8 protein-coding genes are annotated in these 11,405 nt (G+C 62.2%); 7 read left to right on the forward strand and 1 reads right to left on the reverse strand.

The window, feature by feature from the left end:
* The first annotated feature begins 36 nt into the window (after positions 1-36).
* The 7 genes from hypE (at position 37) to clpB (ending at position 8,805) form a co-directional block, all read left to right on the forward strand.
* Complete coding sequence (gene hypE / locus Q0H50_RS01680) at positions 37-1,059, forward strand: hydrogenase expression/formation protein HypE (RefSeq protein WP_294418607.1); 1,023 nt, start codon at positions 37-39, stop codon at positions 1,057-1,059.
* A 263-nt stretch (positions 1,060-1,322) separates the two neighbouring features.
* Positions 1,323-1,511, forward strand: coding sequence for a 4Fe-4S binding protein (locus Q0H50_RS01685; RefSeq protein ID WP_042432023.1), 189 nt, complete (start codon positions 1,323-1,325; stop codon positions 1,509-1,511).
* 520 nt (positions 1,512-2,031) lie between these two features.
* On the forward strand, positions 2,032-3,933 hold the full coding sequence (dnaK, locus tag Q0H50_RS01690; RefSeq protein ID WP_294418608.1) for a molecular chaperone DnaK: 1,902 nt from the start codon (positions 2,032-2,034) through the stop codon (positions 3,931-3,933).
* Between the two features lie 5 nt (positions 3,934-3,938).
* On the forward strand, positions 3,939-4,649 hold the full coding sequence (locus Q0H50_RS01695; protein WP_294418609.1) for a nucleotide exchange factor GrpE: 711 nt from the start codon (positions 3,939-3,941) through the stop codon (positions 4,647-4,649).
* A 67-nt stretch (positions 4,650-4,716) separates the two neighbouring features.
* Positions 4,717-5,670 (forward strand): DnaJ C-terminal domain-containing protein, encoded by a 954-nt coding sequence (locus Q0H50_RS01700; protein WP_294418610.1) that lies wholly within the window; start codon positions 4,717-4,719, stop codon positions 5,668-5,670.
* A gap of 2 nt (positions 5,671-5,672) precedes the next feature.
* The gene (locus Q0H50_RS01705; protein WP_042432011.1) at positions 5,673-6,071 is read left to right on the forward strand and encodes a MerR family transcriptional regulator; all 399 of its coding nucleotides are present in this window, start codon (positions 5,673-5,675) and stop codon (positions 6,069-6,071) included.
* A gap of 34 nt (positions 6,072-6,105) precedes the next feature.
* Positions 6,106-8,805 (forward strand): ATP-dependent chaperone ClpB, encoded by a 2,700-nt coding sequence (gene clpB, locus Q0H50_RS01710; protein ID WP_294418611.1) that lies wholly within the window; start codon positions 6,106-6,108, stop codon positions 8,803-8,805.
* A gap of 155 nt (positions 8,806-8,960) precedes the next feature.
* On the opposite strand, the gene Q0H50_RS01715 is transcribed toward clpB, so the two are convergent.
* Positions 8,961-10,397 (reverse strand): LuxR C-terminal-related transcriptional regulator, encoded by a 1,437-nt coding sequence (locus tag Q0H50_RS01715; RefSeq protein WP_294418612.1) that lies wholly within the window; start codon positions 10,395-10,397, stop codon positions 8,961-8,963.
* Positions 10,398-11,405 lie beyond the last annotated feature (1,008 nt).

Here is an 11,405-nt window from a genome sequence, read left to right on the forward strand (position 1 = left end):
GCCGTGCGGCCGTTCACATATATAAGGAGCAATGCAATGGATACTGCGGTCATGCTCGGCCATGGCAGCGGCGGCACCATGATGAAGCGTATCATCGACGAGGTGTTCTTCGCCGCGTATGCAGGCGAGGAGCTTTTGCGCGGCGATGATGCGGCGGTGCTGCCCGCTCCGGCGCAAGGCGAGCGCCTGGCGTTTTCCACGGATAGCTTCGTGGTCACGCCGCATTTCTTCCCGGGCGGCGATATCGGCCGTCTTGCCGTATGCGGCACGGTGAACGATGTTGCCACAAGCGGTGCCACCCCGCGCTACCTGAGCTGCGGTTTCGTGCTGGAAGAGGGTTTCCCTATCGAGGACCTCAAGCGCATTTGCGCCAGCATGGCCGAGGTGGCGAAGGAAGCCGGCGTGCACCTGGTCACGGGTGACACCAAGGTGGTCAATCGAGGCCATGGCGACGGCGTGTACATCAACACCGCGGGCATCGGCACGCTGCGCGAGGGCGTGAACCTGGGCGGAGCGCAATGCAAACCGGGCGACAAGGTGCTGGTCAGCGGTACGCTGGGCGATCACGGCATCACCATCATGAGTTGCCGCGAGTCGCTGTCGTTCAAAGCCGACCTGCAAAGCGATGCGGCACCCCTGAACCACCTCATCGCCGAGGTGCTCGCGGCGGCACCGGGCACGCGCTGCTTCCGCGACCCCACGCGCGGCGGCCTTGCTTCCACGCTCAACGAGCTGGCGTCGCAGTCCGGCGCCGACATCACGGTCGAGGAGGACGCCGTTCCCGTGAAACCTGCCGTGCAGGGTGCGTGCGACATGCTCGGATACGATGTTTTACAGGTGGCGAACGAGGGCAAGATGGTGTGCGTCGTCGCCCCCGAGGACGCCGACGCGGCGCTTGCGGCCATGCGCGCGAACAAGTACGGCGCTGATGCCGCCATCATCGGCGAAGTGTCCGAAGCGCAGCCCGAGCGCGGCTCGAAGGTGTTCTTGCGCACGGCCTTCGGCGGCACGCGCATCCTGGATATGCTGGTGGGCGAGCAGCTGCCGCGCATCTGCTAACCGCGACCGAACGGCAATGGCCCGTTGGCCCCGCTCCTTCTCGGGAAGCGGGGCTTTTTTGCGTGCTCGGCAGGTGGATTCGGCGCCAAGCCGGTCATGGCATGTCTGGAACGTCGTTGCGAAAGCGCCGTCATAACCGCTCCCCGGGTATTTTCCTGATTCGTATTGCAATCATCGGCAGTAGTGGTATTGTGCCTGCATTGCTTAATTGGGGTATGACCCGGTAGCATTTCGCCGGGGCTTATAGACGAGAAGGAGTTACCATGGCACATCCGGTTATTGTGGCTGACGAGTGCATCGGCTGCGGCATTTGCGTTGACGCCTGCCCGCAGGAGGTCCTGGAGGTCAACGGTGGCGTTGTCGAGGCTGTGAACGAGGAGAACTGCATCGCTTGCGGCGACTGCGTCGAGGAGTGCCCCATGGGCGCCATCCCCGAGGTCGTCGAAGAGTAATCTCTGTCGTTGATCGCGTTTAACGAGGCCCGTGCCTATATATAGGCACGGGCCTCGTTGCGTATATGGTGCGGTAGCGTTCAGGTCGGTCCTAGGGCGAGGCTTTCGCGATTTGGGGATGCAGAGGTCAAGGGCGGAGTTGCGAAAGGGAAGGTGCCGCTAATGCTGGCGTTTGAGCGGGTGCGGGGCCTTGCGCCAAATGCCCGTCTAGAACCTATTGCGTAGCGACTGAGATCTTGAAAGTCGTATCGCGCCCGCAGATAAGCCTAGATTTGGTGCCTGCGTGGGCGCCATTCTCCGAAAACAACCCCTGTTTCCCCAGTTCAAATACTTGATAGCAAAATCTCAATCTATTTGACATTTTGGTGTTGACAAAACGTAACGTTATATTTCGCAAATAACTTGACATGCCCAGACTTAGATTTTATAGTACGAATCGTTGGAAAAAGGCTAAGCCCTCAGAGCCTAGCCGCAGTACCTGATTTCGGTTACATAACTCCAAGTGAGAGGAAGCAATCATATGAGCAAGATTCTGGGCATCGACCTTGGCACCACCAATTCCGCCATGGCCGTCATGGAGGGCTCCGAGCCCGAGATCCTCGTGAACGCCGAGGGCGACCGCACCACCCCGTCCGTCGAGGGTTTCCGCAAGGACGGCGAGCGCGTGGTCGGCAAGGCTGCTAAGAACCAGGCCGTCACCAACCCCGAGAACACCGTCTCCTCCGTCAAGCGCTTCATCGGCCGTTCCTTCGCCGAAACCCAGGCAGAGCAGGCGAAGGTCAGCTACAAGGTGCAGGCCGGCAAGGACGGCCGCACCGTCGTCGATATCGACGGCAAGGACTACACGCCCGAGGAAATCTCCGCAATGGTCCTGCAGAAGCTGAAGAACGATGCTGAGAAGCAGGTCGGCTCGCCCATCACGCAGGCCGTCATCACCGTCCCGGCATACTTTAACGACGCTCAGCGTCAGGCCACCAAGGACGCTGGCAAGATCGCCGGCCTCGAGGTCCTGCGCATCATCAACGAGCCTACGGCAGCTGCTCTGGCTTATGGCCTCGACAAGACGAACAAGGACGAGAAGATCCTCGTGTTCGACCTGGGCGGCGGCACGTTCGACGTGTCCATCCTGGAGCTCGGCGACGGCGTCTTCGAGGTTGCCGCCACCGCCGGCGACAACCAGCTGGGCGGCGACGACTGGGATCACCGCGTCATCGATTGGCTGGCCGACAAGTTCGCCAAGGACAACGGCGGCATCGACCTGCGCAAGGACAAGATGGCCCTGCAGCGCCTGAAGGAGGCTGCCGAGAAGGCCAAGATGGAGCTGTCCAGCACCACGCAGGCCAACATCAACCTGCCGTTCATCACCGCTGACGCCACCGGCCCGAAGCACCTTGACTACACGCTTACCCGCGCCGAGTTCGAGTCCATCACCAAGGACCTTCTGGATCGTTGCCGCAAGCCCGTCGAGCAGGCGCTGAGCGACGCCGGCATGTCCCAGGGCGAGATCGACGAGGTCATCCTCGTCGGCGGCTCCACCCGTATGCCCGCCGTGCAGGAGCTGGTGAAGCGCATGACCGGCAAGCAGCCGAACATGTCCGTGAACCCCGATGAGGTCGTCGCCATGGGCGCTGCCGTTCAGGGCGGCGTGCTCGCCGGCGACGTCGAGGGCATCCTGCTGCTCGACGTCACGCCCCTGTCCCTGGGCGTGGAGACCATGGGCGGCATCATGACGAAAATGATCGACCGCAACACCACCATCCCCACCCGCAAGACCGAGGTGTACTCCACGGCGGCCGACAACCAGACCTCCGTTGAGATCCACGTGCTTCAGGGCGAGCGTCAGATGGCCAAGGACAACAAGACGCTGGGCAAGTTCCAGCTGACCGGCATCCCGGCTGCCCGTCGCGGCGTGCCGCAGATCGAGGTCACGTTCGACATCGACGCCAACGGCATCGTGAACGTGTCCGCCAAGGACCTGGGCACCGGCAAGCAGCAGCAGATCACCATCAGCGGCTCCACGGCTCTGAACGACGAGGAAGTCGACCGCATGGTCAAGGACGCCGAGGCCCATGCCGAGGAGGACAAGAAGCACAAGGAAGAGGTCGAGACCCGCAACAACTGCGATGCGCTGGTCAACGCCACCGAGCAGACCCTGAACGAGCTGGGCGACAAGGTGCCCGCGGACTCCAAGTCCGCCGCCGAGGAGGCCATCAACGAGGCGAAGACGGCTCTGGCCGGCTCCGACATCGAGGCCATCAAGGCTGCTACCGAGAAGCTGCAGCAGGCAGGCTATAAGCTGGCCGAGGTCGCATACAGCCAGCAGGGCGCCGATCAGGCGGCCGGCGCGGCAGCGGGCGCTCAGTCCGATGACGGCCCCATCGAGGCCGACTACGAGGTCGTCGACGACAAAGAAGGGAAGTAAGCGCCATGACGATGCAGAGCACGCCCGAGCCTGAGCGCGCAACGCAGGATCAGGGCACCCAGATTCCCATTCAGGACGAAGCGTCCGAAGCGAAGCAGGAAGGCGCCGCCCAGCAGGGTGGCGCCGCCCAGCAGGGTGGCGCCACCTCCGAGGCGGCCGACGCCGCATCCGATGCGGTCGCGGAGGCCGAGGAGGTGCTCGAGGGCCAGGCTGAAGAGGCTCCCACCAACGACGAGCTGGTGGAGAAGGCCCAGGCAGAGGCGAAGGACTGGCAGGACAAATATCTGCGCCTGCACGCCGAGTGGGATACGTATCGCCGTCGCACGGCCGAGCAGCGCGAGCAAGAGCGCCTTCGTGCCGGCGAGAAGCTGGTCGAGAAGCTCCTGCCCGTCATCGACGACTTCGAGCGCACCATCGACTACGCTGAGAAGAACGGCGAAGCCGGTTTGATCGACGGCGTGAAGGCCGTGCACAGCAAGTTCGTGAATGTGCTGGAAACCGGCGGCGTGCAGGTCATCGATCCTGCCGGCCAGGCTTTCGACGCGCTTGAGTGCCAGGCGGTCGCCACGGTCGACGATGCCTCCGTTCCGGATGAGACGGTGCATGAGGTGTACCAGAAGGGCTACAAGATGGGAACGAAGGTTCTCCGAGCCGCAATGGTCACCGTCACCACGGGCGGCCCGAAGAGGCCCAAGCCCGAGAGCGAAGACGAATAGATAGCTTTTGCGAGGGCGGGCGGTATGGTCCGCCCTCGTGCTTACTTAAGAAAGGAAGGTGGAGCGCATGCCGGCTACTCCGGATTACTACAAAACGCTGGGCGTTCCGCGCACGGCGACCACCGACGAGGTCAAGAAGGCGTTCCGCAAGCTAGCGCGCAAATACCACCCCGATGCGGGCGGTAGCGAGGCCAAGTTCAAGGAGATCAACGAAGCCTACGAGGTCTTGTCAGACGATAAGAAGCGCAAGCTGTACGACCAATACGGCACGGCGAACGAGAACCAGATTCCCCGAGGATGGGGCGGCGGATCCGTAAACGTCGACGACATCTTCGGCGGCGCCGGTGCCGGCGGTTTCGGCAGCTGGGCCGATATCCTCGAAAGCATCCGCCGCGGTGAGGGCGCATTCGGCTCGAATTGGGATTTCAACGGTGCCGGCGCCAGCGGCTTCGGGGGTCGCCAGCCTCGCCCGCGTAAGGGCCAGGATATGAACGTCACGCTGAACGTTACGTTCGAAGAGGCGTTTTCCGGCACGGAGAAGCGCGTTACCGTTCGCGTACCCGGTCGCGCCGACGCGGAAACGCTTACCGTCAAGGTTCCTGCGGGCGCCGTCGACGGCGGACGTCTGCGCTTCCGTGGCAAGGGCGCGCCTGGCGAATCGGGCGGTGAGGCCGGCGATCTGCTGGTCACCACCCGCATCCAGGACCATCCGTATTTCAAGCGGGATGGCGCGGATGTGCTCATCGATGTACCTGTCAACGTGGCGGAAGCCGCATTGGGCGCCAGCGTGGTCGTCCCTGCACCCGACGGCACGAAGGTGCGCGTGAAGGTGCCTGCCGGAACGCAGGACCAAACGGTCATGTCGGTTCGCGGCAAAGGCGCGCCAAAGGTGAAGGGTTCCGGTAACGGCGATCTGAAGATCACCATCAAGGTGCAGGTTCCCCGGTCCATGAACCCGCAGCAGCAAAAGGCTATGGAGGCGTTTTTGGAGGCGTCGCCCGATGACGTAAGGAGCTGGTAGACATGCCCGAATGGAACGATCGCAACCGGCCCCTGTACATGATCGGCGTAGCCGCCGAGCTGGCGGGCGTGCATCCTCAAACTCTTCGAGCGTACGAGCAGAAGGGCCTGGTTACGCCCCAGCGCACCAGCGGCAACACCCGCATGTACTCGCAGGCGGATATCGAGCGCCTGTCCCTTATCAACGAGCTCACCGGCGAGGGCATCAACCTTGCCGGCGTTATCCGCATCCTCGACCTGCAAGGCCGCTTGGTCGATCGCGATCAGGAAATCGACGACCTGCACAAACGGGTTCGCCGCCTTGCCGATCGCGTGCATGAGCTGGAAACGCGCGAAAGCGTGAACTCCCTCGTGCAGTCGCCCACGGCGATCGTCGTCCGCCGTCCCAGCTCGCTTTTGTAAACAAATGCGTTGAACCCATTCAAAGGAGGTTCGCATGAGATTAGATAAACTTGCCGTCACTGCTCAGGAGGCCTTCCAGGCTTCGATGGGCGTTGCCGGCGATGCGCAATCCAGCACCATCGAGCCCATCCACTTGCTCAAGGCCATGCTGGATGCATCGGAAAACAACCTGTCCGCCATCATCAAGCGCATCGGCGCCGACCCGGCGCAGCTGTCGCAAAACGTCGACGCCGCCATCGCCGCCATGCCGAAGGCCAGCGGCTCCACCATGCCCATGGCTATGCCCAGCAACAACCTCATGAAGGTCATCGACAACGCCGTGAAGGCGGCGGAGCGCATGGGTGACAGCTATGCGACCACCGAGCACCTGCTCATCGCCTTGGCTCAGGACAAGGGCGACGCCGGTCGCGTGCTCAACGGCCTCGGCATCACGGGCAAAACCGTCGAGGAGGCGTATAGCTCCCTGCGCGGTTCCACCCGCGTTACCGATCAGCAGAGCAAGCCTGAACTCGACGCTTTGAACCAGTACGGCCAGAACCTTACGCAGAAGGCGCGCGAGGGCAAGCTCGACCCGGTCATCGGCCGTTCCGAGGAGATCCGCCGTACCATCCAGGTGCTTAGCCGCCGCACGAAGAACAACCCGGTGCTCATCGGCGAGCCCGGTGTCGGCAAAACCGCCATCGTCGAAGGCCTGGCGCAGCGCATCGTCGCCGGCGATGTCCCGTCCGGCTTGAAGGACCACGATGTCATCGCGCTCGACCTGGGCGCCATGGTCGCGGGCGCTAAGTACCGCGGCGAGTTCGAGGACCGCTTGAAGGCGGTTCTGCGCGAGGTCAAGGAGTCGAACGGCCAGATCATCCTGTTCATTGACGAGTTGCACACCATCGTCGGCGCCGGTTCCACGGGCGATAGCTCCATGGATGCGGGCAACATGCTCAAGCCGGCCCTGGCGCGTGGCGAGCTTCATGCCATCGGCGCAACCACGCTCGACGAGTACCGCAAGTACATCGAAAAGGATGCCGCTCTGGAGCGCCGTTTCCAGACGGTCATGGTCAGCGAGCCCACGGTCGAGGACACTATCGCCATCCTTCGCGGCTTGAAGGAGAAGTACGAGATCCATCACGGCGTGCGCATCACCGACGCCGCCATCGTCGCCTGCGCCGAGCTGTCGAACCGCTACATCTCCGACCGCTTCCTGCCCGACAAGGCCATCGACCTCATGGACGAGGCGGCCAGCCGCCTGCGCATCGAGATCGACAGCATGCCCGAAGAGGTCGATCTGGCGGAGCGCAAGCTCACCCAGATGCAGATCGAGGAGCAGGCGCTTATGAAGGAGACGGACGAAGTCAGCCGCGAACGCCTTGAGCACCTGCGCAAGGAAATCGCCGACGCTCAGGACGCCCTGTCGAAGCGCAAGGCCGAGTGGCAGAACGAGAAGGACGTCATCGAGGACGTCCAAACGCTCAAGGCCGACCTTGAAGCTGCGCAAACCGAAGAGGAGCGCGCAACCCGCGAAGGCGATCTGGTGAAGGCCTCCGAGATCCGCTACGGCCGCATCCCCGAGCTGCAGCGCAAGCTGGAGCAGGCCGAACAGGCCCTGAACGACAAGCAGGAAGACGGTGCCATCCTTAAGGAGGAGGTGTCGCAGGAGGAAATCGCCGAGGTGGTGTCCACCTGGACCGGCATCCCCGTGTCCAAGATGATGCAGGGCGAGATGGAGAAGCTCGTCGACCTCGAGGACAAGCTGCATGAGCGCGTCATCGGCCAGGACGAAGCGGTCTCGGCGGTCGCCGGCGCCATCCGCCGCAACCGTGCGGGCCTGTCCGACCCGAACAAGCCCATTGGCAGCTTCCTGTTCCTCGGTCCCACCGGCGTGGGTAAGACCGAGCTGGCGAAGGCGCTGGCGGAATACCTGTTCGACAGCGAGAAGGCCATGGTGCGCATCGACATGTCCGAGTACATGGAGAAGTTCAGCGTGCAGCGCCTGATCGGCGCCCCTCCGGGATACGTCGGCTACGACGAGGGTGGCCAGCTCACCGAAGCCGTGCGTCGTCGTCCGTACAGCGTCATCCTGCTCGATGAGGTGGAGAAGGCCCACCCCGACGTCTTCAACATCTTGCTGCAGGTGCTCGATGACGGCCGCTTGACGGACGGTCAGGGTCGCTTGGTGTCGTTCAAGAACGTCATCATCATCATGACCAGCAACATCGGCTCCCAGGCCATCCGCGAATACGAAAGCGCGAATGCCCAGAAGGAGACCATGGGCGACGTCATGGAAAACGTCATGAAGGGCGATGTGGAAACGGCGGCGAAGAGCTTGGCGGAGCTGTCCAACAAGATCAACGACGCGCTGCGCAACACCTTCCGTCCCGAGTTCCTCAACCGTATCGATGAGGTCATCACGTTCCACGCGCTGTCCATCGCCAACATGGAGCCCATCGTCGAGCTGCAGCTCAACGACGTGCGGCAGCGTCTGGCCGATCGTCGCGTCACGCTCGACGTCACGCCCGCCGCTATGGATCATCTGTCCATCGACGGCTTCGATCCGGTGTACGGCGCTCGTCCCTGCAAGCGTTTGGTGCAGCGCGAGATCGTCGATCGCATCGCGCAGAAGATCGTCGAGGGCAAGCTGCCCGATCGCAGCCATGTGCTCATCGACATCGACGAGGCAACCGACGAGTACGTATGCCGCGTCGAGCCGCCGTTGGAGCTTGATGCCGTACCGGTCGACTAGCCGAGCGGCCGTGCATTGCGGTTATCGCGGCGCAGCTGCAATCGCATAACGAAAAAGGGCGCCTGCCGAGTTTCATCTCGGCAGGCGCCCTTCGTTTATATGCAAGGTCGGCGCTTCGCGCCATCGGCCTCTTGGTCGCGTCAATGGCGCAGGGCTTAGCGTTCAACCAGGTCAAGCAGCTCCTGCTTGCTGTGCACATCAAGCTTCGAGTAGATATGCTTCGTATGACCCTTCACGGTGTTCTCGGTCAGGTACAGCGTCTCGGCGATATACGCCTTCGTGCGTCCCTTGCATAGCAGCTGCATGATCTCCAGCTCGCGCGGCGTCAGCTTGTGCTGCTTGCCGACCTCCTCGCAGCGCTCCTCAAGGCTGCGATAATCCGCCGGCGCGCTTACCGGTTCGCCGCGCAATTCCGCAAACAGCCACTTCGTATCCTGGTCGCGCATCTCCAGGCAGAAAGACGACACCAGCAACAGCACGAACATCAATGAGACCACGATCATGGCGTCGTGCTCGCCGCCCGAATACGCAGGGGACATCATCGATCCGATGGCGAACGGCGCCGTATAGCAGGCCCAGCCGATGCCGAATACCCACGGGGCGGGAAGCTTCGAATGCTGCGCCACGTCGGACAAGGTTAGCCAGGCGAATAGCACGATAAGGTCCCAAGCGCTGCTTTCCACGCATCGCAGCACGGTGATCTCAGGGAACATGGTCTGGCTGAGCATATCAAGCGCCAGCACCAAAAGGGCGATGCGCCACAATTGCGAGAAGTTAAACGGCTTGTTCAGCTTCACCACCACATACAGCACGATGCCCGAGATAACCATTTCCAGCAGACGCCCAAGCAAAAAGTCAACAGGGGGCACTTGGGACTGATTTCCCGAGAATCGGCTCACCAGGAACGCGGTCACGAAGCTGAACGCGGCAATGGTCACGGCGACCTTCCACAGCCCTCGCATATTATGGGAGTCGAAGCGGATAACCGTCTTCTCCAGGCTTGCGCCCTCAATGCCGGCAACTGCGACGCGGCACATCCACACCGAGGCGATGGGCAGCAGCATAGCGAACACGCATTGCGCCTCGACAGGGAGGAAGTGCGTGATCGCCTTCAGCGCCGATCCCCCGATATTCGCCAGCAGCAGGTAAATCACCGCGTGGCGCAAATCGAGCTTCGCATAAAACGTTCCCCATTGCAGGTAGAGCCAGCCGAGAACGCATGCGCACAGGGCCATGGCGGCAGATTGGAGCGGAATCGAAGGGGTCGCGGTAAGCGTAAGCGCAAGCAGCAGTGCCCCTAGCGCGCCGAGCGTACCGACAACCGCTGCGGAAATGCCGGAGCCGAAAAACGCTGGCGCTTTGCGTGAGATGGCAGCAAAAACTAAGACTGCTACCGCAAGCAGCAGATAGGAAAACGTCCAGGGAAGCTGGGCGGAGGGGCTTACTCCTCCGAATGCGTTGATAAGGAAGCCCCATGCCAGCGGGCACGCAATGCCCGTGGATGCAAACGCGACCATTTTGCTGGCAATGTGCGGGTTATGCTTGGCTGATTCGGGGTGCGACCCCGGTTTCGCTGATGCTGCGGTTTTCATTTCGCCCCTTCTCTCACGGGAATGGTAGCATACGCGGTTAACAATGAGCTTGCGCCCCAAGAAAAGAAGCATAACAACTTGACCAGCGGAAATACCTCAGACACCCTTTTCGGGTAAGCGGGGGGAACCCTGTCGGAAGTCGAAAATAACCACCTAAGGGTGGCGCGCGGCCATCGGAGGCGGCGTACTATCCATGTTGTCGGAAGCGAAGCCGCACCTTGGCCTTGGCTGGAACGCGATTTCATCCGGGGCCGTTTCGCCAACTGTTTGCGGCTTGCGCTCGTACGGCAGGAAAGATGGAGCGTTGACAATCGATAGCATATCCGCGGAAGCTCGCATCGCCGAATGGCCAACCCCCTCCGGTCAAGCGCATCCCCAAATCGCGCCGGCGATTCCCCCTCACTAAGCGTTGCTTCCAATCTCCTCCATGGCCCGCGAGCCCCCTTCTCGCGGGCCTCTTCTTTTTCAGGAGCTTGCCGTCCGCGTCGTCAACGGGCCGATAGGCAAAGCGCGGGAAAGCGGTTTAGAAGTTATCTCGCATGTCTTCAAAAGGGGTTCGAAGTCGATAACACGATCGCCTGCTTCCGATGCGGGAATACGCTACATTGGCGAATCGGTAATTATCCTGTATTGAGCACAGAGCCATTCACCAACGAAGATGGGCAACGCCAAGTCGCCTCGCTTGTCGGACTGCACCGCCACGCGTCTCCGCCGCAGCGGCTTGATGATGAAGCGCGGCGCATCATGCCTCGCCTCGTGCGGCGCACCCGGCCCCGGGCTTCGCGGTCTCCGCTATCCCGCGCGGCGCCTCGCGTCCCGACCCGGGCGCCGCGTCCCGCCCGCGCGCCTCGCGCCGCGGCCCTTCTATATATAGAGACATCCCAGGAACGCGGAAAGCCAAAAAGAGGATGCGAGCCCTTCCGAGCCCCATATGTGTGCAGAATGTGAAGATGACGCCAAAGGCAAAATAGTTCTGGACACGGCCCGGGGGTGCGCGTATTATTCAAT

Source organism: uncultured Senegalimassilia sp., from assembly GCF_934632265.1.
In the GTDB taxonomy this organism is placed as follows: domain Bacteria; phylum Actinomycetota; class Coriobacteriia; order Coriobacteriales; family Eggerthellaceae; genus Senegalimassilia.